At 61.2% G+C, this 22393-nt stretch carries 18 protein-coding genes; 12 read left to right on the top strand and 6 right to left on the bottom strand.

Features of this window, described 5'->3' with window-relative positions; translation table 11 throughout:
• Positions 1-51 precede the first annotated feature (51 nt).
• The 3 genes from AC07V4_RS05660 to AC07V4_RS05650 are packed head-to-tail and all read right to left on the bottom strand — an operon-like array spanning position 52 to position 2486.
• Positions 52-927, bottom strand: coding sequence for a LysR substrate-binding domain-containing protein (locus tag AC07V4_RS05660; RefSeq protein ID WP_492635648.1), 876 nt, complete (start codon positions 925-927; stop codon positions 52-54).
• The gene (locus tag AC07V4_RS05655) at positions 927-1847 is read right to left on the bottom strand and encodes a LysR family transcriptional regulator (protein ID WP_492635649.1); all 921 of its coding nucleotides are present in this window, start codon (positions 1845-1847) and stop codon (positions 927-929) included. Before AC07V4_RS05655 ends, AC07V4_RS05660 begins: the two co-directional genes overlap by 1 nt.
• 18 nt (positions 1848-1865) lie before the next feature.
• The gene (locus tag AC07V4_RS05650) at positions 1866-2486 is read right to left on the bottom strand and encodes a glutathione S-transferase family protein (protein WP_492635650.1); all 621 of its coding nucleotides are present in this window, start codon (positions 2484-2486) and stop codon (positions 1866-1868) included.
• A 284-nt stretch (positions 2487-2770) separates the two neighbouring features.
• Between AC07V4_RS05650 and AC07V4_RS05645 the strand changes: the two genes are divergently transcribed.
• Positions 2771-3985, top strand: coding sequence for a DUF2599 domain-containing protein (locus AC07V4_RS05645; RefSeq protein ID WP_492635651.1), 1215 nt, complete (start codon positions 2771-2773; stop codon positions 3983-3985).
• A gap of 9 nt (positions 3986-3994) precedes the next feature.
• Here AC07V4_RS05645 and AC07V4_RS05640 read toward each other — a convergent pair whose 3' ends face one another.
• Entirely contained in the window at positions 3995-4789 is a 795-nt protein-coding gene (locus AC07V4_RS05640) for an ABC transporter permease (RefSeq protein WP_492635652.1), read from the bottom strand.
• Entirely contained in the window at positions 4786-5463 is a 678-nt protein-coding gene (locus AC07V4_RS05635; RefSeq protein ID WP_492635653.1) for an ABC transporter ATP-binding protein, read from the bottom strand. The genes AC07V4_RS05640 and AC07V4_RS05635 overlap by 4 nt, the downstream gene beginning before the upstream one ends.
• Positions 5464-5737: 274 nt before the next feature.
• Between AC07V4_RS05635 and AC07V4_RS05630 the strand changes: the two genes are divergently transcribed.
• Entirely contained in the window at positions 5738-6943 is a 1206-nt protein-coding gene (locus AC07V4_RS05630; protein WP_492635654.1) for a DUF1835 domain-containing protein, read from the top strand.
• Between the two features lie 22 nt (positions 6944-6965).
• On the opposite strand, the gene AC07V4_RS05625 is transcribed toward AC07V4_RS05630, so the two are convergent.
• A complete protein-coding gene (locus tag AC07V4_RS05625) occupies positions 6966-7487 on the bottom strand; it encodes a chemotaxis protein CheY (protein WP_492635655.1) in 522 nt (173 codons plus the stop codon).
• A 208-nt stretch (positions 7488-7695) separates the two neighbouring features.
• On the opposite strand from AC07V4_RS05625, the gene AC07V4_RS05620 reads away from it, so the two are divergent.
• The 10 genes from AC07V4_RS05620 to AC07V4_RS05575 all read left to right on the top strand — a co-directional run bounded on the left by AC07V4_RS05620 (position 7696) and on the right by AC07V4_RS05575 (position 22363).
• A complete protein-coding gene (locus tag AC07V4_RS05620; protein ID WP_492635656.1) occupies positions 7696-8379 on the top strand; it encodes a fimbrial biogenesis chaperone in 684 nt (227 codons plus the stop codon).
• Positions 8380-8401: 22 nt separating this feature from the next.
• On the top strand, positions 8402-9385 hold the full coding sequence (locus AC07V4_RS05615) for a fimbrial protein (protein WP_492635657.1): 984 nt from the start codon (positions 8402-8404) through the stop codon (positions 9383-9385).
• Positions 9386-9444: 59 nt separating this feature from the next.
• A complete protein-coding gene (locus AC07V4_RS05610) occupies positions 9445-12243 on the top strand; it encodes an ATP-binding protein (protein ID WP_492635717.1) in 2799 nt (932 codons plus the stop codon).
• Positions 12230-13423: a response regulator cyclic di-GMP phosphodiesterase PvrR gene (gene pvrR / locus AC07V4_RS05605; RefSeq protein WP_492635658.1), complete on the top strand. Its 1194-nt coding sequence runs from the start codon at positions 12230-12232 to the stop codon at positions 13421-13423. Before AC07V4_RS05610 ends, pvrR begins: the two co-directional genes overlap by 14 nt.
• Positions 13424-13504: 81 nt before the next feature.
• Positions 13505-16678, top strand: a complete 3174-nt coding sequence (locus AC07V4_RS05600) for a hybrid sensor histidine kinase/response regulator (RefSeq protein WP_492635659.1) — start codon at positions 13505-13507, stop codon at positions 16676-16678.
• A 23-nt stretch (positions 16679-16701) separates the two neighbouring features.
• The gene (locus AC07V4_RS05595) at positions 16702-17349 is read left to right on the top strand and encodes a response regulator (RefSeq protein WP_492635660.1); all 648 of its coding nucleotides are present in this window, start codon (positions 16702-16704) and stop codon (positions 17347-17349) included.
• A 196-nt stretch (positions 17350-17545) separates the two neighbouring features.
• Positions 17546-18151 (top strand): fimbrial protein, encoded by a 606-nt coding sequence (locus AC07V4_RS05590; protein WP_492635661.1) that lies wholly within the window; start codon positions 17546-17548, stop codon positions 18149-18151.
• A 73-nt stretch (positions 18152-18224) separates the two neighbouring features.
• A complete protein-coding gene (locus AC07V4_RS05585) occupies positions 18225-18965 on the top strand; it encodes a fimbrial biogenesis chaperone (RefSeq protein WP_431749540.1) in 741 nt (246 codons plus the stop codon).
• Positions 18966-18967: 2 nt separating this feature from the next.
• Positions 18968-21475 carry a fimbria/pilus outer membrane usher protein gene (locus AC07V4_RS05580; RefSeq protein WP_492635662.1) on the top strand — a complete coding sequence of 836 codons (2508 nt, stop codon included), beginning with the start codon at positions 18968-18970 and terminating at the stop codon, positions 21473-21475.
• A 51-nt stretch (positions 21476-21526) separates the two neighbouring features.
• Positions 21527-22363: a 5'-nucleotidase, lipoprotein e(P4) family gene (locus AC07V4_RS05575; RefSeq protein ID WP_492635663.1), complete on the top strand. Its 837-nt coding sequence runs from the start codon at positions 21527-21529 to the stop codon at positions 22361-22363.
• The last annotated feature ends 30 nt before the right edge of the window (positions 22364-22393 follow it).

The raw sequence follows: 22393 nt of genomic DNA, 5'->3' as shown, positions 1-22393 counted from the left end.
TTGCCAGATGGTGTGAGAATAACCACGCCCGGCAATCCACCATTACGCCAACTAAAATGCCGGATGCTCACGCAGCGCCGTCACGCAGTGGTCGACAAAACTGCGCACACGCATGGGCGCATGGCGACCTTCGCGATACACCACCTGCATGGGCACCGGAGGCGGTTCATAAGCGGGCAATACCCGGCGTAATTGTCCCTTCAGCAGATGCTCATGCACTGGGTAGCTCAGGCAGCGGATCAGCCCCGCGCCCCCCACGCCTGCATTGATCGCGCCTTGTACCGTGGCACAGACCAAACGTGCACGGGCCTTGAGTTGATAACCCTGAAAATCCCAATACACCGCGTCGGCACTGGCGATCAGATGATGTTGCTTGAGGTCACTCGGGTGCCGGGGTTCGCCGTGGGCCGCGAGGTAATCAGGGCTGGCGCAGAGGATAGGACGCACCTGCCCCACCGGCCGTGCGATCAGCGACGAGTCGGGCAACTTGCCCATCAGCACCGCCACGTCCAGGCCCTCGTCATGCAGATTCGGGTAATAGTCGTGGTAGTGCGCCTCCAGGCGCACGCCGGGATAACGGTCCATATAACTGGCCAATACCGGCGCCATCACATAGCGGCTGAACAGTAACGGCAAGAACACTCGCAGATTGCCTTGGGCCTCGACATGCAAGCCCTTGGCCGAAGCTTCGGCAGCCTCCACGGCCGCCAGCAAGCGCACGCAATCGGCCAGGTAAGCGTGGCCTGCGTCGGTCAAGCTGACACCTTGGGTATTGCGCAACAGCAACGGCACGCGCAAGCGCGCTTCCAGCCGTGCAATCGCCCGTACCAAGGTCGGGCCGGAAACGTGAGCTGCGCGCGCCGCTGCCGCCAGGCTCGGTTTCCCGGCCAATGCGGTGAACAGCTGCATATCGCGGTAACGCTCCATCAGCCGCGCCGCTTCATCGCCGGGTTCAGAGCAATGTCCTGGCCCAGGCGATGGGAAAGGAAGTCCACGAACGTGCTGACCTTGGCCGGCACGCGGACGCTTTTCTGGAACACCACCTGGATCGGCAGCGGCGCCGGTTCGAAATCCTCCAGCACAATTTCCAACTCACCCGCCGCCACCGCCGCCGCCACTTGATAGGACAACACCCGCGTCACACCCCAGCCCATTTGAGCCAGGTTGATCGCCGCATGGTTCGCGCTAACCACCAGGCGCGGTTCGATAGGCACCGTCAGCGGCTGTCCCGTTTCGACAAACACCCACTCGTTCACCCTTTGGCTGGTGGACGATGTGGCGATCTTGAATTCACGCAATTGCGCAGGATGTCGGGGTCGCCCGTGTTGATCGAGAAAAGCCGGCGCCGCACAGACCACTCGGCGCACCTCACCGACCTTGATGGCCTGCTGCCCCGGCTCATGCAGATGACCGATGCGCACGGCAACGTCGACGCCTTCGTCGGTCATGTTCACCACGCGATCGACCAGCAACGCGTTGATCGTCACCAAAGGGAAACGGTCCAGGTAGTCCCCCAGTACCGGCGCCACATACCGCTCGCCAAACAACACCGGTGCGGTCACCGTCAGGTGCCCGCACGGGATGGAATAACTACCGGCCGCCGCTTCTTCGGCTTCATCAAGTTCTGCCAGGATGCGCCGACAATCCTCCAAGTAACGCTGGCCGGCTTCGGTCAGGTGCAAGCTGCGCGTGGTGCGCGCCAGCAACTGGGTGCCGATGCGCGCCTCCATGGCGGCAATGGCCCGGGTGACACTGGGCGGCGAGGTTTTCAAACGACGCGCGGCTGCGGCGAAACCCTCCTCCTCAGCCACCGCGAGGAACACCTGCATTTCATGAAATCGATCCATCGGCGCCCCTTCTGGACGTTACTGTGATTGCAGGCCCGCCGCCGTGCGAGGCATGCCGACAAAGCCCGGCAACGCCTCGATACTGGCTAGCCAGGCCCGCACATGAGGGTAGTCGGCCAGTGACACATTGCCTTCCGGCGCGTGAGCCACATAGGAGTAAAACGCGACATCGGCGATGGTCGGCTGCTCGCCGACCAGAAATCCAGTCTGACTCAGTTGCTGTTCCACCAGTTTCAGCAAGGCGTGGGAACGGGCGATGGCATTGACGGTGTCGATCTCGGCACCAAACACCACGGCCAGGCGTGCTGACGCAGGCCCCACATGCAACTGACCGGCCGCAGCCGACAGCCAGCGTTGTACACGTGCCTGGCCCACGGGGTCACTCGGCAGCCATTGGCCTTTGCCGTAGGTGGCCGCGAGATAGACCAGAATCGCGTTGGAGTCCGCGAGCACGACACCGTTGTCGTCAATCGCCGGGACCTGCCCGAAGCTGTTGATGTCAGCAAGAAAACCGGCGGTTTTGTGCGCGCCCTGCTTGAGGTCCACCAGGACAAACTCCATGGGCAGGCCGAGCAGGGACAGCATCAGCTCGACGCGGTGTGAGTGGCCGGACAACGGAAAACCGTAGAGTTTGATCATGAAAGTCTCCAAAAGAGTGGGATATCGGCGCCCCGGATATTCCGCCGCTGCTCCTTCCGTTGGAATCACCAGGATTCACAATCCAGCATTTCACCCGATGAAACAATCACTCGACAAGCCAATCAACCGGAAAGCGGCCTGACAGGCAAAAGGGGGACAGGTTCTGGCACGAATTATCAAGCGCCCGGGAGCGACTGGAGCGCTACCAAGAGTCTGTCTACGCTCTGCACCGAGTGGAGCAAGGAATCGTTCCAGTCGCTCCACCTATTCAAGGAATAATACCCATGAAAGGATTACGCACGCCCATCGCCATGGCCCTCGCGGCGCTGGCATTCACCGCCCATGCCGATCAAGGCAGCGACACCGTCACTCGACTCAACCAACTCTACAACGACACCCGCCAGGACTGCGGTGGGCCGTCCAAGCCCGCCTTCCTGTGTTCTGGCGTCTTGTTCCGCGCCACGTGGCCCTCCACCGACTATCAGTTCTACAGCGTCAGCCCGAAAAGCCAGGCCAGTGGCGGCGTATCCGCGTCATACCTGCGCAAGGACTCCAAGTACCGCAAGTTGGCCTACGGCCTCAAAAGCGGCTTCATCTTCGACACCATTTTTGGCAACCCCAACGACCATCAGGACTATGCGGTGCTGTGCTCGTTCCCCATCGACGCGGCCACCGACGATCGCAGCCAGCAAGGCTGCACCGACTCGCGCCGAACCCCGGGGGTCGTCGAAAAGTACTGCCATGAGCAAGGCATCACCACCGCCGAGCAATGGGGTGTCAACTACAAGCAGAACCGTGGTGACCACTCGCGCCAATGCTCCTTTGACGTGCGCGACGAACGCAACACCGCTGCTGGCCCGGCCTTCTATCAAAGCATTCGGGCAATGGCGACGATTGCCGACGAATCCTTCACGACCCAGAACGAACTGCGCCTGGCCAAGTGGGAGGAAAACCCGCCGAAGTCGCCGTCGATCCTGGCCTCGTTCTACACCGAAGACGCCGGCCTGGAAGGCGCCCGCTTGAACCAGTTGCAGTGGTACAAAGCCGTGGGCCAATACTTGCCGGTGATCAATATGAAACTGCCGCAGACCCGCCAGCAAGAAGCCTCATTCGCCTACGACAGCAAGAAGCAGGTCATCCAGCCCATCACCGAAAAGAACAGCTGCGAGCGTTACGTGCAAAGCGCAACCTGGGTGGAGCGTGACGACCCTGGCTTTGGTCGCAAGGTCATGACCCTGGAAGTGACCCCAACCGACTGCGGCCGCCAAGTCAAAGACGGCCAGACCAACAACTTCTTCAACGAGCTGGCCAGCGACCATTACCTGGATGCTGACTGGAAGGACAACCCGGACAACCGCGATAGCAACGTCGGCAGCATGCGCCGCCAACTGGTCTGTCACTTCAATATTGCCCGCAACAAACCGGAATGGAACCTGGAGCCTTCGCGGCCGTATACCTCCAATGAGGATTCGATTGCCAAGGGTTGCAATAACACTTGAGGTAAGACCTCAGGCACGTTCCTCAAGCCGATCACGCAAAAACCGATGGCTCGTGGAAAACAACCGCCGGTAGGTGAGCAACACCGCACCTACCGTGCCCAACGCCGAGGATGCCGCGATCAAAAACATGATCACGATCTGGTAACGCACCGCATCCACCGGGCTCTCCCCCGCCAGCACCTGGCCGGTCATCATGCCGGGCAAGCTGACAATCCCCACCACCGTCATCTGGTTCAGCGTGGGGATCATCCCAGCGCGCACGGCCTGGCGGATCGCCTCCTGGGCGGCTTCCCAGCGTGAGCCGCCGAGGGCCAGGATCATCTCGATGGTATTACGACCCGAGGTGAGTTCCTGGGTCATGCGCTCGATCCCCAACGACACGCCGGTCAGGGTGTTACCGAGGATCATGCCCAGGATCGGGATCGCATACTGTGGCTCGTACCACGGGTGGATGCGGATCACCGCGAACAGACCCACTGCCGTCACCAGCCATGAACTGCCCCACACCGACACAATGCTGTCGACCCGCTGCCCTCGGTAGGTCCGCCGCCCACGCTCCGCGGCCGACATACCGGCGATCAACGTCATCGCGCACATCAACGGCAGCACCACATACCAGTAGGCGAATTCGAACACCCAGCCCAGCAAGTAACCGATGGCCATCAACTGCACCACCGTGCGCACGGCGGCCCATAGCAACTGGCGCTCCAGGCCCAGGCGCAACAACAGCGACAAGGCGCCGTTGATCAGGATCAGCGAGGCAGCGATGCCCATGTCCAGCGCGGTGAGGTTTTGATAATTCATGGTTGTGCGACTCCGTTCAGCACGCCGGCGCTCATCTGCAAGTGAATGTCGCTCATGCGCCGGGCCTGCTCCAAATCGTGGGAGACCCAGATATAGGCGCGGGCGTTATCGGCGGCATACCAGGCATCGATCAGCGCTTCGACATCGCGGGACGAAGCCGGGTCGAGGGCTGCAGTAGGCTCATCCAGCAAAAGCACTTCGGGGTTGAGCTGCAGGGTGCGGATCAGCGACACCACCTGGGACTCACCGCCCGACAAGTCGCCGGCATTTTTAGCCAGGAAGTCCGGTTGTTTACCGGCATGTCCCAGCAACGTGGTCACGGCTTGCAGATCGAAACTGCGCTTGCGCAGAGTCTTGAGGCTGAACGGGAAACGCAGGTTGTCTTCCACCGTGCCCTCGATCAGCGCCGGGCGCTGCGACAGGTAGCTGATATGGCTGCGATAGTGGGGAATCTCGGCGTTGGTAATCGGTTGGCCGTTCCACAGGATCTGTCCCGAGGTGGGCGCATCCAGCAGGGCCAGTGCGCGCAGGAATACACTTTTACCGGAGCCGGAGGAGCCGGTGATCGACACGCGGTCGGTGGAGTTCAAGGTGAAGTCCGTGGGTTGCAGCAAGGTCGTCTGGCGACGCTCGTCCCGGCGCATGAGGCCGCGGGTTTCTATCAGTGCACTCATGGACGCGATATTCCTCTTGATCCTGTTGGGCGCAATGGTGCGGCACGCGCGCGAAGAATTCATGAAAAATTTCAAACTGTCGCCTCTCGTTAACACGATGGAGGTCCTTGCGATGAGGCCCGCCTTGCAATCGGTGACTGCACTGCCTATATTTCCCGCCTGGCGCTCTCTACGCCACCTTCCGCGGAAAGGGCTGCGCCCAAGATACTTAAGCTTTACCTCATTTCTACGACTCCCAGCCTTAAAGCGGAAAAGGTTTGTGCAAGGAGATCGTATGTCGCAACGCCCCATATCCTCGACCACCGACGGCCGCATTAACCTTGAGCAGCAACGCAAGCGCGCCAAGGAACTGCTGCCGCGCCTGAAAAGCCAAGACCCGACCAGCACCTTGTCCCAGGCTCAATGGCACGTCGCTAAACAGCTGGGTTTCAGCAGTTGGCCCAAGCTCAAGGCCCATGTCGACGCCATCGACTTCGCCGCGCGCCACCCCGGTTTCGAGGCCAGCGACGAAGCCCGTACGACTCATTGGCGTTGTGGCAATGACATCGCCCATAGCCTCCAACTGGCGGGGTTCAAGGGGCAGTTTCAGATGCTCACGGACCCACTGTGCATGGGGCCGGTACGTGACCTGCCCAACACAGCATTCCGCGCACTGCGCAGTGCTTTTATCAGCCAGGCATTTGCCTTGGATGAGGTGCAGGTTGCCCGCCGTATGGACGATGAATACGACCAGCTTGCAGCGCTGGCCGATGCTGACCACAGCGTGCTGTGGTGCGAGGCAGATGCCTATGACCAACTCTTCCTGATCCGTACTCTGGCGGGGCTTGAACGGCTGCCGAAAAAACTGGAGCTGATCGAGGTCGATCGTATTCCTGGCGTCGAGCGTTTTATCGGTATCGGCCAGTTGGCACCCGATGTATTGGCGTGGCTGTGGCCACAGCGTCGCTTGATCGATGAAGAGGCGGTGCTGATGGCCAAACAGGCATGGTCCGCGTATTGCGACAACTCACCCAGACGGTGGGCAGAGCTGGCCCACTCTTCACAGGCGTCCCTACCGTTTCTTGCCCCTGCCTTACTGCGCCAGTTGCAGGAGTTACCGGGAGTCCAGGACGGTCTATCACTCACTGAGCGCCTGTCGCTGGCGTACATCGCCGAGTCCGGGCCGGTGCCCTTTGGCCGTGTTTTCGCCGAGTTGATGGTCAAGCGCGAGCCGCTGCCGTTTCTGGGCGACATGATGTTTCATGCACTGTTACGGCCACTGATCGATGCAGAACAACCGTTGCTGTCGGAAACCGAGGTACATCTGGAATGGCCTCGGCGCATGCTGACGCTGACCGCGCTGGGGCAAGCCGTGTTGGCCGGCCAAGCCTATTGGTTGGACCACGCCAGCCAAGAACGCTGGGTGGGGGGTACCTGCCTGCAACCCGGCCAGGCGCACTGGGCATTGGGGCACGATAACCGACCTGCATGGCGTAGCTGAGGTTTCTGCATCGTCACGCGGCTTAGCGTTTGGGCGATAAGCCCACCGCACACGCGACCACGGCCGGGTCACCCTGGCCGTTGGCGCGCAGGCTGATCGGCGATTGCAGGGTGCGCGTGTCCACCGCGCGCAACGCAGGCCGTTCAACCACGGGCGGACTGTGGGCCGGATCGACGATTTCCATGCAGCGACGCAACGAATTGAAATCGGGCGATTGCGAGAGCGACAGGTGCAAAGTCTGGCTCACCGACACCGACACCACCGAGCTCAGCGCACATTGGCCGTCATAGATCAGGGTGTGGCGAATCAGCGGATTGTCGTGGCAGTACTTGAGCAGGTTGACCTGCCGCGAATGCACCAGCGCCGTGTTGATGATCAACAGGTCGAACGCCACCCCCTCAGAACGTGTCAGCCCCTGGAGCTCGTCGAATGAACTGATGGGCGCAATACGGTGATAGCCCAGTTGGTTGAGCATTTTCTCGATCTTGATCCGTTGCAGCAGGTCGGCATCGGCAATCAGAAGGCGTAACGCTTTATTGGACATAGGGGTAAACCTGACAGTTGGGCATCAACGTCGATCATTCAACGGTGAATACGGTAACGGTCAGTGGCCGGCCATGACTTTAAGGCGATTCTGAAACGGTAGGCGGGGGAGCAATGGCGCACTTTTAAGAATCGCCTCAAAGCCCTCCTCCCGCCCAGCCCCTACCATGGATTGCGTCCCCAAACGCCCCATGGAACTCACTGTGTTGATGTCACTTTTGCGAATGCTGCTGATCGCCGGTACGTTGCTGGCTCTCGCGCCACCCGCCCGCGCCGCGCTGAAAATCGAAGGCACACGCCTGATTTATTTCGGCCAGGACAAGGCGGCCGGCATCAGCGTGGTCAACCAGGCGCCACAGGATGTGGTGGTGCAAACCTGGATCACCGCCGAGGATGAAACGGCTAACCGCGACGTGCCGTTTGCCGCCACCGAGCCGTTGGTGAAGTTGGGGCCAGGGGAACATCACCGGCTGCGGATTCTGTACGCCGGGGCCGGCCTTCCCGCTGATCGCGAGTCACTGTTCTGGCTCAATATCATGGAAGTCCCGCTCAAGCCGGACGACCCCAACAGCGTGCAGTTTGCGATACGTCAACGCCTCAAGCTGTTCTATCGCCCGCCCACCCTCGACGGTGGCTCGACCGAAGCGCTGCAGCAGTTGGTGTGGAGCCGCCACGACGGGCACAGCATCACGGTGAGCAACCCCAGCGCGTTTCACCTGTCGTTGGTGAACGTGCACACCGAGACCCAGGCGCTCAGCGACTATCTGCTGCTCAAGCCCCACGAAAGCAAAACCCTGACCACGCCGGGCGCACTGCCCAAAGGCACCACCCTCCACTTCACCGAAATCAACGATATCGGTTTGCAGGCCCGCCATAGCGCGGCGCTCAACTGATCCATCGCGGGGTATGGCACCTATGTCACTGATCAAACGTTTTCTCCCTTTGCTGCTCTGGGGCTGCGCCGCGCTGCCCGCCACCAGCCACGCCCTGGCCTGCGTGGAAGATGGCAGCGGCGCGTATGTGGATATCAACCCCCTTGGCACCTCACTGGCGGTCGCGGCCGACGCACCGGATGGCACGATCATCTGGGAGTCGGGGCCACGCTCCACCAATGTGCGGTGCAGCGACGATCGCAACCACGGCCGCGAAGAAGTGTATTTCTACGTCAACCCAGCCAACGTCAGTATCGGCCAGGGCATCCGCGTGGGCATTCGCTACAACAATGCGCCGATCACCCAAAGCACCGGCAAGGTAGGCACCGGCTTCTACTCCGACCGCGGCTGCACCTGGTCCAACTGCACCGGTTGGAACAACGCACGCTTCACCCTGAACTTCAGTGTGTTCATTGAAAAATATGGCAAGACACCACCCAATGGCCAAGCCAGCACCCTGACCCAATACCGGGTGTTCCAGCTGGACGGCGTACGCGGGCTCAACACCAACCCCAATAGCAATCTGAACTACATCGTCACCGGCATGAACGACATCCGCTTCGTGCCCTGCGCGCCCGAGCTGACCATCACCCCCAGCGTGGTCAACTTCCCCACGCCATCACGCCAGGCGCAGATCGGCGCCGTGGCCAGCACCGCGAATTTCAACCTGAGTCTGCGCAAAGCCTGCGACACGCCCTACACCGTCGATGCACGCTTCGCCACCACCCCGGGCGGCGGCAGCGTGATCAATGGCCTGCTGGTGCCGGCCAACAACAGCTCGGCAGGTATCTCGTTGTCCCGCGCCGACAGCGATCAGCGCCTGCCCTTCAACAATTGGTTCACCCTGCAGACGCTGATGGGCTCCGGCCAGGCGCGCAATGATTTCCGAGCCGACCTGAACTGGCGCACCCTGCCGATTCCCGGGGCTTTCGAAGCCGCTGTGGTGGTCGACATGCTTTACAAGTAGCTGGCGACTTTAAGGATCGTCTTATGCCGTTGGCATCGTTCTGCCACTACTCTGTGCCGATGCGATTGAAAAGTTATCTGCTCCAGATCAACCCCGTCCTCTCCCGACCCGAAGCAGCCAGAAGGCTGCTTCGTACGTTTGCCACCGTGTTATTGGTCGGCATCCTGAGCGGGGTCTATACCTTTCTGCTGTCCACCTTCAACAACGACATCTCCCAACGACGCGGCTACATGAGCAGCGCCATTGCCGAGGCGCACACTTTTTTCACCAACCGCGAAGCCCTGCTCGAAAGCCTCAGTCTGTCGGCGGTGCGCAAACAGGCACGGATCTACCCGCCCTCCCCGGAAGAGGAACACCTGCAACTGGGCGACACCCCCGGCAACCAATGGAGCATCTGGCTCACCGCGCGCATGCGCGACTACCTCAAGGCCAAGCAGCTCAACCTGCTCTATGTGAACGCCGGCCCCAATCCACAGGTGATGCGCCTCTACAACTCGACCGCGCAGGTACTGCCGATTTCCAAGTGCATGCTCAATCGCCTCAAGGACTTGCAACACAGCGACTCGACCACCCTCGGCGAGCTGTGGCTCAGTGACAAGACCGAGCACCACTCGCACCTGTATGTGTTCATACGGTTGGATGATCGCGATGCCAATTCCGGTTGGCTCGGCCTGGAGATGGAAAGCCGTGAGGTATCGTCGACCCTCAGTGACCAGAGCGCCGGCGAGTTCATGATGCTCAACGCCCAAGGCATGCTGGTGTTCACCAACAGCGCCGATGCGCGGCGGAGCCAGCAACGCCTCAAGCCTGGAGAGGACAGCTTTTTCGGGTTTGTCGGCAACGGTTGGCTGCCCGATCACCTAGTGATCCGCAAGCACTTGAAGTCCTCTGAATGGCAACTGATGTACTCCATCGACCTGCGCGCGGTGGTCACCGGCCTGTGGAAACAACTGCTCGGCTCACTGCTGTTCTGCCTGTTCAGCCTCACGCTGATCTGGCTGATGATGCGCCGGGTCGACCAGCGTTTCATCATTCCGTCGATCCATCGCATCCAGGCGTTGATCGAAAGCGAAGCCTTCGGCCGCGACGTGATCCAGACCGCCCCCGTCGCGCTGTGCGTACTGCGCCGCACCGACGGCCAGGTAGTACTGGAAAATACCCTGGCCCAACAATGGTTAGGCAACGGCCCGGAGCGCGAAGCCTTGCGAACGGGCTGGATCGAGCAAGCCTTTGCCAGCGAGCCGTCCGAACGCAGCGACTACTTTGAAACCGTCGACGGCCGTCACCTCTATCTGAGCAGTGCGCCCACTCGCTACAAAGGTGAAGACGTGTTGTTTTGCGCCTTCAGCGACCTCAGTGCGCGCAAGCAGGTGGAGGCCGCGCTGGAAGAAGCCCGGCAATCGGCGGATGCCGCCAACGCGGCGAAAACCCTGTTCCTGGCCACCATGAGCCACGAGATCCGCACGCCCCTGTATGGCGTGCTGGGCACCCTGGAACTGCTGGCCCGCACCCAACTGGATGCCCAGCAAAAAGACTATCTGCATGCCATCGAAGGCTCGTCCGCGACGCTGCTGCAACTGATCTGCGATGTGCTCGACGTGTCGAAGATCGAGGCCGGCCAACTGGCACTGGAGATGAGCGAATTCTCGCCGCTGGACCTGGTACACGAAATCATCCAGGGCTACGCCGCAGCCGCCCAGGGTAAAGGTTTGCAGCTGTACGCCTGCTTCGACCCCAAGCTGCCCGAGCGGCTGATCGGCGACGTGACGCGCATCCGCCAGATCCTCAACAACCTGCTCAATAATGCGGTGAAGTTCACCGATTACGGGCGTGTGGTGCTGCGGGTCAAGGTATTGGGCCGCGACGGCGAGCGCTCCAGTGTGTTGTGGCAAGTCTCGGACACCGGCAAAGGCATCGCCCAGGAAGACCAGGCGATGATTTTCGAGCCGTTCTACCAGAGCGAAGGCAACACCAATGTGGTGGCCGGCACCGGCCTGGGCCTGCCGATTTGCCAACGCCTGACCGAGTTGATGAATGGCTCGCTGCGCATGGTCAGCGAGCTGGGCCTGGGCAGCAGTTTCAGCCTCACCCTGCCACTGGAAGAAGCGCCCAGCCTGCCAATGACTGCGCTGCTGGCCGACACCATCTACGTCGCCTCGCCTATCCCGGAACTGGCCCACGCCATCAGCGGCTGGCTGCGCCGCTGGGGCGCACGCGCCCAGGCCGGCCTGCCGAGCCTGCCCGACCAGCATCTGCTGCTGCAATTACACCCCGGCAGCGTCGATCCCTTGCTGGCGCCCGACTGGCCAGGGCCGGTGATTCATGTCAGCAGCAATGCCTGTACCACCTTGGAAGCCGATACGGGTGCGTGGCACGTCAATCTCAACCATCTGGGCGCGATCCACCAGGCCGTCAGCCAGGCCCAGGGACTGTGGGTGGTCCGTAGCGATGAGCAAACGCGCCAGCACGACGTGGACAAACTCAACCTGCACCTGTTGGTGGCCGAGGACAACATCATCAACCAACTGATATTGCGCGACCAACTCGAAGAACTCGGCTGCACCGTGGAGCTGGCGGCCGACGGCCAGGAGGCGCTGCAGTTGTACAGCGCCGGTCATTTCGACGTGGTGCTCACCGACGTCAATATGCCCCACATCAACGGCTATGAACTGGCGCGCGAACTGCGTCGCCAGGGCTGCCCGTTGCCGATTATCGGGGCCACCGCCAACGCCATGCGCGGCGAGGCCGACCTGTGCCTGGCCGCCGGCATGAACCATTGCCTGGTCAAACCCTTTGCGTTGCGGGCTCTATTCAACTCCCTGGCGCCTTATGCACGGATCACCCATGAAGCCCCTTAGTATTCTGATTGTTGAGGATCATCCCCTGCAGCACATCTACCTGCAGCACCTGCTCAGTGAGTTGGGGGATTTCAGGCTCGAAACCGCCGAGGATGGCAAAGAAGCGCTGGAGCGCCTGCGCCAGCGGGATTTCGATCTGGTCCTGACCGACCTGCTGATGCCCGGCATGGACGGTGTGCAGTTCATTCAGTGCCTGGCCAACCTGCGTTGCAAACCGGCCCTGGCGATCATGAGCGCAGCATCGCGGCGTATGCTGATGGCGGCCAGCCTGGTGGCAAAAAATCTCGATGTGGAGGTCATCGGGCTGATCTCCAAACCGGTCGCCGCCGACGCTCTGCGCAGCCTGGTAGAACAGCTCAAGAACAAGATACACCGGCCCTCGCCCGACTTGGCCGAGCACGTGGACATCGACCGCCACACGCTGGTCCAGGCCATGGGCAACGGCCAGTTCCAAGCGTGGTTCCAGCCGAAAAAGTCCCTGGCCAACGGTCGCATTGTCGCCGCCGAAGCCCTGGTGCGCTGGATGCACCCCGAGCAAGGCGTGATGCTGCCGGCCGCGTTCCTGCCGGCGATCAAGGCATTCGAACTGGAGGAGCGCCTGCTGTGGGTGGTGCTCAAGCAGGCGATTCACGCCCAGGAGCGTTGGCGCCAGCGGGGTTATGAAATACCGGTGTCGATCAACCTGCCCACGCACCTGCTCAACAGCCACGACCTGGCCGACCGCCTGCTGGAGTTCGTGCTGCACTACGACGGTATCCCGGGAATGATTTGCTTCGAGCTGATGGAGTGCTCGGTGCCGCAGGACATCAGTAACTTCTACGCCGGGGCCTGCCGTCTGCGTATCAAGGGCTTCGGGCTGTCCCAGGACGATTTCGGCAAAGGCTACAGCTCGTACCTCAACCTGGTGTCCACACCGTTCACCGAACTGAAGATCGACCAGGCCCTGGTCCAGGGCAGCCACGATAACGAAGGCATGGCCCAGGCATTGGCGAGCATCATTGCACTGGGCCGCAAACTCGGCCTTACGGTGGTCGCCGAAGGCGTGGAAACGCCCCAGCAACTGGCCCTGCTGCGCAAGATCGACTGCAATCAGGTGCAAGGTTTCCTGATTTCTCACGCGGTGTCTTCAGACCAATTTCAACAACTACTGAACAATGATGGCCCCGCGACATCTCACTAGCTGGCGGCCCCGGATTATTTGCCCTTTTAAGGACTAAGCTCCATCCAGTGCCGATTTATCCAGCGCCTGCGGAACCCCCTGATGAAGCACAACAACGCGATCCTCGAAGCCTTTACCCGTAGCTCTGCACGCCTGAACAAAGGCTTGATGATGCTGATTGGAATCGCGTTGCTGCTGGTCCTCACCAATTACTGGTCACTGCAACGGGGAGTCGAGACTCGCTACGGCGCCACGCGCTTTCACTTCGCGCGCCTGATGGAAAACCTCGCAGAGCAGCAAACCTACCTCAAGAGCCTGGCCCATCCGGGCATCCAGGCCGAACTGCTGCGTGCCACCAACGTTCAGGTCAGCCTGAAAAGCCGCATGGTCGACAACCGTCGCACGCTGTACGAAGGCCAGAAGTATTCGTTTTCGGTGCCGTTCAGCGTCAAGTTGGATGAACAGCAGATCGGCGCCGCCGACAGGCCGCCCATTTTTGCCCTGGGCGCGCACCTGACCAGCTACTACAGCGCCTTCTGGTCCTCGTCGCCGTACGAGGCGCCGCAAACCTTTCTGTTCAACCGCCAGGCGAACTACACCATCACGATTCCGTCGGTGGGTTACCAACGAAGGGAAAGCACCGAGGAAACCGGCAATCTGGTGGCGCTGGTCAAGGCGGTGCAACACACCCTCGCGCAGACGCCGCAACCGCTGGAGCAAGATCGCGTGTATTGGCAGACAGGGCCAGAACCCAAACACCTGCTGGCCTATATCGGACTGCCACTCGACGGCCCAGGCCAGGCGGTGGTGGGCACCTTGCTCGACCTGTCGCGGGTCGACGACGTACAGCGTGCCCTGGATCACTCGGCCTTTGATCGCTTTACCCTGATCGCACCGGACGGCAAGCGGTTGATCGGGCCCGCGACGCCGGCGTCACTCAGTGATGGCGTGCACTTCACGGCCAATGGCTTTGAATTCAAGATTACCCACACCGGCGACCAGCCATGGAGCGCGATCTATGGCCTGAACTACTCGCACTTTTTCCATTCCACCGTGTGGCCGCTGAGTAGTCTGGCCCTGCTGCTGGCCAGCCTGATGACCCTGGGTTGGGCCGGCAGCCGTTGGTATCGGCGCCAGGTGCTCACGCCGGCGCGTCTGGCCCATGAACGCATTGCCGAAAGCGTGGCGTTCAGCCGCGTCATCATCGACACCGCACCCACCGGGCTGTGCGTGGTGAGGCGCAGCGACGGCAAGGTGCTGATCGAAAACCAGCGCGCCCAACAATGGCCGGGCACCGCCCGCCTGGTGGCGGCCATGGCCGGTCAACATGAGCATGCCGAGAACGGCGAGACGCATCTGGAGATCGAAGGCCGGCACCTGCAAATCGGCTTCGTGTCGACCCGTTATCAGGCCGAGAACGTACGTTTGTACGCGTTCAACGACATCACTCGGCATATCGAAGATGCCCAGGCACTGGAGGAGGCACGTCACGCCGCCGACACCGCCAACGAGGCCAAGACGCTGTTCCTGGCAACCATGAGCCATGAAATCCGCACACCGCTATATGGCGTACTGGGCACCCTTGAATTACTCGGCCTGACCGACCTGGACCCGCACCAGCAAACCTACCTGCACACCATCCAGCGCTCGTCCACCACGCTCTTCCAACTGATCAGTGATGTGCTGGATGTCTCGAAGATCGAGTCCGGGCAAATGGCGATAGAAGCCATGGATTTTTGCCCGCTGGACATACTCGAAGACACGCTGCACACCTACACCGCGTTCGCCCAGCGCAAGGGTTTGCAGCTGTATAGTTGCATCGACCCACAGTTGCCTGACTGTGTAATGGGCGACCCGATGCGCATTCGCCAGATCCTCAACAACCTGGTGAGCAACGCCATTAAGTTCACCGACACCGGGCGCGTGGTCATTCGTGCCAGGGTGATGGCGCGCGACGCGTATAATGTCGACCTGGAATGGCAAGTCACCGACTCCGGTGTCGGCATCCCCGAGGCGCAGCAGGCCAAGCTGTTCGATCTGTTCTACCAGGCACCGGACACAGCCAGCGAGGGCGGCGCAGGCTTGGGGCTGCCGATATGCCGGTGGCTGGCGCAGATGATGGGCGGTGAAATCAGGTTGGTCAGCGAGCCAGGTCTGGGCAGCAGCTTTACCCTGAAAATGCGCCTGCCACTGTGCGGCGGCGCGCTGACCAATCTGCCGGTGATCGAACCAAGCCCGACGCCGGTGTATGTGCAGGCACCGGTACGCGAACTGGCACAGTCAATGAGTGACTGGCTCAATCGCCTGGGCATTGCGGCTGACCTGGCGGCGGCCGTCCAGGAAAAAGACAGCCGTCACGCGGTGCTGGTCGACCTGTTGCCCAACGAGCCCCCCCGGCCCTGGCCCGGCCAACGCGTACTCTGCCTCCCGGGCGCACACACCCCGCCGTTGCATACGGCACAGGGCTGGGTGGTCGATTTGCACGATGTGCGTACACTTGCCGCCACCGTGTCACTGGCGCAGCACGGCCAGTATGAGCAACCCGCAGCGGCACAGCCACGAAGCGCCGGCCAGTTGGGCTTGCGCATCCTGGTAGCCGAGGACAACCCGGTCAACCAGGCGATCATCAAGGAACAACTACAGGCCCTCGGTTGCTCGGTAACCCTGGCCGTCAACGGCGAGCAAGCGTTGCAACTGTGGCAACCGCAGGTCTTCGACCTGGTGCTGACCGACGTGAATATGCCGTTGATGAACGGTTATGAGTTGGCCAGGACGTTACGCGAGCATGATCCACAGTTGCCGATCATCGGCGTGACCGCCAATGCGATGCGCGAGGAAGGTGTGCGTTGCCTGGCGGTGGGCATGAACGCCTGGATCGTCAAACCCCTGAGCCTGCAAACCTTGCGTGCCCAGTTGATCAAGTGGTGCCAGGTCAAGCCGCCGCCGGAGCCCGCCGTCGAGCCTTTCGATGACAGCGTGCAACTGTCGGAAAAAATGCGTGCGCTGTTCATCAGCAGCCTGCAACAAGACCTGCAGCGCATCGGCGCAGCACTGGAGCAGCGCGATGCCCATAGCCTCGGGCAACGCCTGCATTCGGCGGCCGGAGCCCTGGGCGCCGTGCAGGCACTCGCGCTGGCCCAGGCCTGCATCGAACTGGAAAGCGCACTCAACAGCAGCAGCCTCAACACCGCACTGGTACTCAAGGTGAAGGCTGTCATGCAGCGAATGTCGGCCATCCTGGAAACACTCCAGCCTGGGCACACTTCACTCACTTGAACTGGCACTACGGACGGCCCCTTATGAAAACATTCAACGTGGTTATCGCGGACGATCACCCGATCGTGCTGCTCGGTGTACGCGAATTGGTGGAGCGCGATACGCGCTTTGCGGTCGTGGGCGAGGCCATCTGCTCGGCGGGTTTGATCGAGTTGTTGCAGCGTCAGGAGGTCGACATCGTGATCACCGACTACAACATGCCGGGGGACTCGCCCTACGGCGACGGCCTCAAACTGGTGGAATACCTGAAACGGCACTTTCCTCAGGTACAGATCCTGATCCTGACGATGATTTCCAATCACCTGATCCTCACCCGCCTGCAAGAACTGGGGGTGGTCGGAATTATCCAGAAAAGCCAGTTGCACACCGAGATTCAACTGGCGCTCAAGGCCATTGCGCAACAAGGCACTTATCACAGCCTGGAGCCGCCCAAGACATCGGTGATCGAGACGCTGACGGCCATCGACGAGCGTTTTTCCACCTTGTCGCCCAAAGAGTTCGAAATCTTGCGCTTATTTATTTCCGGCATGAGCGTAAGTGATATTGCGCGCTGCCAGAACCGAAGTTCGAAAACCATCAGCGCGCAAAAAATTTCGGCCATGCGCAAACTTGAAGTCAGCAGTGACCAAGACCTGTTGGCTTATTGTCTGGCGCGCAACATTTTCAACTAACGAAGAACTTGCAAGCCATTCCTGGAAAATGGCTTTGCCCTTTATTTACAGGCATCCCGTCTATTTATCCAGCGTAGCTGACCCGCCTCTAAAACCACTTATAAGAATCGTCTTATTCGCCCGCCCCTCGACGTCCCTTACTCTTTCCTGGCAGTTAAACAACAGCATTTTCCAACTAACACTTACGGACATCATCATGAAGAAGTTTTCCCTGGCTGTTATCGCCTCGGCCATTATCGCCGCTTCCGGCAGTGCATTTGCCGATGAAACGGTAAAGCCCACTCCTACCCTGGGTGGCAGCGGCAAAATCACCTTCACCGGCGTGATCAACAACGACGCCTGCTCGGTTGACGGTGCCAACTCCGACCGCACGATCTCGGTCGACATGGGCAACGTGTCGATCAAGGACATGGGCACCGCAGAAAACCCGGCTGCCGGTCGCGTGACCGCCAAAGACTTCAACCTGAACGTCAACTGCAACGCAGGCACCAAGGTCGCGATGATCTTTGACGCCAACAACGGCGGTTCGGGCCTGGTCACCGGCAAGAAAGTACTGGCGCTGAACGCCGGCTCCGCCTCGGCGAAAAACGTCGGTATCGCCCTGCTCGACAGCAACGGCGCGCTGATCGACCTCAGCTCGCCATCCACGGCGCGCATTGAAAGCACCATCCACGGCCAAGGTACCGAAGGCGGCGACGCCACCTTGAGCTTCGCTGCCGCCTACGTGACCACCGCAGCCGCCGGCTCGGCCGTTGCCGGTCGTGGTGACGCGACCCTGCCGTTCATCCTGCAATACGAATAATCGGCGCCCCGGCACCGAACGCGCGAGGCCCTGCGGCCTCGCCATTTCTTTTTGATCACACTGGATAAACCTCATGCTGCCTCGTTCGATTGCCGCATGCCTGGGGCTGCTGGGCATGCTTATGGCGACCCAGGCCAGCGCCAGCATTTCACTGAATGCCACCCGTATCGTGTTCGATGGCGACCACAAGGAAGCCAACATCACTGTGCGCAACGGTAGCCAGGATGTGTTGGTGCAATCCTGGGTCGACATGAATGACGCCAGCGCCAGCCGCGCGCCCTTCGCCGTCACGCCGCCCCTGGCTCGTGTGTTTGCCAAAGAGCAGCAACTGCTGCGGATCTTGTATGAAGGCACCGGCATGCCCACGGACCGCGAGTCGGTGGTGTGGCTCAACGTGCAGGAAATCCCCAAGGCCAGTGAGGCCGAGAACACCTTGCAGTTGGCCATCCGCCAACGCATCAAGATTTTTTACCGCCCTGCCGGCCTGCCTGGCAGTGCCTTGCAGGCCCCGGCGCAGCTCGAGTGGGCATTGGTCCGTCGCGGCGCGCAGACACTGCTGAGCGTGAAGAACCCGACGCTGTATCACGTGTCGATGGCCGACATCAAAGTGCAGGCGCAACTGGCGAGTGACTCCACCATGATCGCCCCCGGTGAGCAAAAACAGTTCCCGCTGAATGCCCTACCCGCCAGTGGCCCGGTGCAGTTGTCGTTCTACAGCATCAATGACTACGGCGCGCAAAACCACTACACCGCCCCCCTTTCCAGTGGCGTTTCGGCCCCTGCGCACGCCACTGAATCACGTCTGGCGCCTTAAGCATGTCTTCTCTTTCCAGCACCAGGCCCGCACGTTGCGCGCTGAAACTCAAGACGCTGTCCCTGGCGATTGCCGCCAGCCTGCCGGCCTGGGCCATGGCCGATGAGTCTGCCGAAGCGTTCAACACCACGTTCCTGCAAGGTGGGCAGACCGTCGACCTGCAGCAGTTGCTCGCGGCCAACAGCGTATTGCCAGGCAATTACCGGGTGGACCTGTACAGCAACGAAGTGCTGGTGGGCCGGCGCGATATCGACTTTCAGCGCAACCCACAAAATGGACGGGTCGAAGCCTGCCTGACCCTCGACCTGCTCAAGCAACTGGGAATCGACATGACCCGCCTGCAGGCCCAGGGCAAAATCGACCTCGAGCATCCTTCACCCTGCTACTCACTGGAGCAGTTGATCGAAGACGCCAGCGTACGGTACGACAGCAGCCGCCTGCGCCTGATGGCGAGCATTCCACAAATAGCCCTGCAACGCGGCATGCGCGGCTATGTCGACCCGCAACTGTGGGACGACGGTGTGCCGGCCGCGTTTATCAACTATCAACTCAACAGCAGCCGCACGGCCGGCGACTACGACACACGCATCGCCAATAACCTGGGCATGCGCAACGGCATCAACCTGGGCGCCTGGCGCCTGCGCAACGAGTCGAACTTCAGTGGCGGCACCGGGCGCTCGAACACCTTCACCAGCAACCGCACCTACGTGCAGCATGACGTGACGGCGATCAAGGGCCAGTTCAGTGCCGGCGAGATTTTCTCCGACACTGACCTGTTCGACAGCGTGCGCTATCGCGGCGTGAAACTGGCCTCGGATGAAGGCATGCGCGCCGACAGCGAGCGCGGCTATGCCCCTGTGATCCGGGGTGTGGCGCAGACCAACGCGACCGTGGAAATCCGCCAGAACGATTACATCCTCTACACCGCCAACGTCGCGCCCGGCCCGTTCGAGATCAACGACATCTACCCCAGCGGCTCCAACGGCGATTTGCAGATCACCGTGATCGAAGCCGACGGCAGCCGCCGCGTGAGTATGCAGGCGTTTTCCAGCCTGCCGATCATGGTGCGTGAAGGCCAGGTCAAGTACAGCGTGTCGGCGGGTACGTTCAAGAGCAATGCCGAAGGCTTGGCCACGCCACGCTTTGTCAGCAGCACCGTGGCGTACGGCCTCACCAGCAGCTTGAGCGGTATCGTCGGCCTGCAAGCCAGCGAGGCGTACAACGCGCTGTCCCTGGGTGCGGGTAAAAACACGGCGCTGGGCGCGGTCTCGCTGGACGTGACGCACTCGTCGAGCAAGGCCCGTGGGCAAACCACCCAGGGCAACAGCGTACGTGCCCTGTATGCCAAGACCTTTGCCGGCACCGACACCAACTTCACCCTGGCGGCATACCGCTACTCCACCGAGGGCTACCGCAGCTTCACCGACCACGTCGAAGACATCAGCGAAGGTGCCCGGGTGCGCACCGGCAACTCCAAGACTCGCACCGACCTGACCATCAACCAGAGCATCGGGCGCAACCGCGAGTACGGCAGCCTGTACATGAACGCCAGCGACCAGCGCTATTGGAACCGTGGCGGCTCCCAGAGTTTTTCCGCCGGCTACACCAGCAACTGGGGCGATGTGACGTACAACCTCGGCGTGACCCGCACCAAACAAATCGTCACCTGGGGCGAACCCAGCGATGACACCCAGGTGAACCTGTCCATCGCCTTCCCGCTGGGCAGCCAGCCACGGGCACCACGGGCATTCGTCACCACCAGCAGCAACCACGGCGACACCACGACCCAAGCCGGTATCAACGGCTACGTGGCCGACACCAGCGACACCTTTTACTCGGTGCAGGCCGGTCACAGCGACACCAGTGGCGATTCAGGCTCGGTGAATATCAACAGCCGGACCTCGGTGGCAGACGTCAGCCTGGGTTACAGCCAGGGCCAGGGCTACAACTCGCAAAACCTCAACCTCGCAGGTTCGGTGGTGGCCCATGCGGGTGGCATCAACCTGGGGCAGACCGTCAGCGAAACCTTCGCCCTCGCCGAAGTGCCAGGCATCAGTGGGGCTAAAATCGGCAGCTACAGCGGTGTGGAGACCGGCTACAACGGCTATGCGGTGATCCCCACGGCCCAGCCCTATCGGGTGAACTGGATCAGCCTGGACACCCGCGACCTGGGCGGCGACGTGGAAATCACCAACGCCACCCAGCAACTGGTGCCGCGCCGTGGCGCCATCGTAGTGGCGCATTACAGCGGCACCACCGGGCGGCGGGTGTTGTTCGAGCTGTTCGATGCGCAGCATCAGCCGCTGTCGTTTGGGGCTTCGCTGGAGGATGCCACTGGGAAGCAGTTGGCGATTGCCGATCCGAATGGGAATGCGCTGGCACTGGTGGAGCAAGACCAAGACACGTTGGTCATCAAGTGGGGCGAACAGCACTGTAGCGCAAGCTATGCGCTGCCACCGCAGAACAAGGCGTTGAATTACGAGCGCCAGTCATTGGTGTGCAAGCCTTGATTGTGTGGGGGGTTAGGCTACTGTGCTGCCATCCCTCTTCGAGACTGTTCAATGCGCAATCTGATTTTTGCCGGGGTCTGCCTGCTGTCCACCACACTGGTGGGCTGCCAGCAAACGCCCCCGGCCAATGACCAACTCGACGCCGTGCTCTGGACTCAGACCTCCATCGAACACGAGCTGATCTACCGTCAGCTGTTCGCCAACGCCACCCGCCAACTCGACGTGGCCCTCGCCGACCCAACCTGGGATGCCCTTCCCTTCCCAACTCGCAACCTGACCGGCCTGCCACCGGCGGTGGTGGTGGATATCGACGAGACCCTGCTGGACAACGTGCCGCTCAACGCCCGCGACATCATTCACAACCAGGTCTACTCCTACGACCGCTGGAACACCTGGGTCGACCAGGCCAAGGCCCAGGCATTGCCAGGCGCCGTGGCCTTCCTGCAAGCGGCCAAGCAAAAAGGCATCCAGGTCTACTACCTCACCAACCGTGAACACAGCCAGGTCGCGGCCACCGTTGCCAACCTGCGCTTGCGCGGCTTTCCGGTTGAAAACAACCAGCAGATACTCGCCGCCAGCACGCCCACCGGTCATTGCGAAAGCGCCGGTTATGGCAAGAGCTGCCGCCGTCAATGGGTCGCGGACCATGCGCGGGTACTGTTGATGGCCGGGGATTCGCTCGGTGATTTCGTGCAAGCCGAACACAACACGCTGGAAGCCCAGCGCAAGGCCGTCGAACCCTATGTGAGTTGGCTGGGGCAGCGCTGGTTTCTACTGCCCAACCCGAGTTATGGCAACTGGTACAGCGCGCCATACCGGGATGATGAAAAGCTGCCGTTCGAGCAGAAGCGCAGGCTCAAGCAGCAGGCGTTGCAGTTGCAAGAATAATGCAGCTTGTAGTGAGCGGGCTTGCCCGCT

The sequence above is a fragment of the Pseudomonas sp. GW821-FHT03A09 genome (genome assembly GCF_059421065.1).
The sequence above is the reverse complement of the archived record's forward strand: the minus strand, read 5'-3'. Positions and strand labels throughout refer to the sequence as shown.

Coding starts and splice junctions, on each gene's coding strand:
- AC07V4_RS05660 (WP_492635648.1), bottom strand. CDS start 927: ATGGAGCGTTACCGCGATATGCAGCTGTTCACCGCATTGGCCGGGAAA.
- AC07V4_RS05655 (WP_492635649.1), bottom strand. CDS start 1,847: ATGGATCGATTTCATGAAATGCAGGTGTTCCTCGCGGTGGCTGAGGAG.
- AC07V4_RS05650 (WP_492635650.1), bottom strand. CDS start 2,486: ATGATCAAACTCTACGGTTTTCCGTTGTCCGGCCACTCACACCGCGTC.
- AC07V4_RS05645 (WP_492635651.1), top strand. CDS start 2,771: ATGAAAGGATTACGCACGCCCATCGCCATGGCCCTCGCGGCGCTGGCA.
- AC07V4_RS05640 (WP_492635652.1), bottom strand. CDS start 4,789: ATGAATTATCAAAACCTCACCGCGCTGGACATGGGCATCGCTGCCTCG.
- AC07V4_RS05635 (WP_492635653.1), bottom strand. CDS start 5,463: ATGAGTGCACTGATAGAAACCCGCGGCCTCATGCGCCGGGACGAGCGT.
- AC07V4_RS05630 (WP_492635654.1), top strand. CDS start 5,738: ATGTCGCAACGCCCCATATCCTCGACCACCGACGGCCGCATTAACCTT.
- AC07V4_RS05625 (WP_492635655.1), bottom strand. CDS start 7,487: ATGTCCAATAAAGCGTTACGCCTTCTGATTGCCGATGCCGACCTGCTG.
- AC07V4_RS05620 (WP_492635656.1), top strand. CDS start 7,696: ATGTCACTTTTGCGAATGCTGCTGATCGCCGGTACGTTGCTGGCTCTC.
- AC07V4_RS05615 (WP_492635657.1), top strand. CDS start 8,402: ATGTCACTGATCAAACGTTTTCTCCCTTTGCTGCTCTGGGGCTGCGCC.
- AC07V4_RS05610 (WP_492635717.1), top strand. CDS start 9,445: ATGCGATTGAAAAGTTATCTGCTCCAGATCAACCCCGTCCTCTCCCGA.
- pvrR (WP_492635658.1), top strand. CDS start 12,230: ATGAAGCCCCTTAGTATTCTGATTGTTGAGGATCATCCCCTGCAGCAC.
- AC07V4_RS05600 (WP_492635659.1), top strand. CDS start 13,505: ATGAAGCACAACAACGCGATCCTCGAAGCCTTTACCCGTAGCTCTGCA.
- AC07V4_RS05595 (WP_492635660.1), top strand. CDS start 16,702: ATGAAAACATTCAACGTGGTTATCGCGGACGATCACCCGATCGTGCTG.
- AC07V4_RS05590 (WP_492635661.1), top strand. CDS start 17,546: ATGAAGAAGTTTTCCCTGGCTGTTATCGCCTCGGCCATTATCGCCGCT.
- AC07V4_RS05585 (WP_431749540.1), top strand. CDS start 18,225: ATGCTGCCTCGTTCGATTGCCGCATGCCTGGGGCTGCTGGGCATGCTT.
- AC07V4_RS05580 (WP_492635662.1), top strand. CDS start 18,968: ATGTCTTCTCTTTCCAGCACCAGGCCCGCACGTTGCGCGCTGAAACTC.
- AC07V4_RS05575 (WP_492635663.1), top strand. CDS start 21,527: ATGCGCAATCTGATTTTTGCCGGGGTCTGCCTGCTGTCCACCACACTG.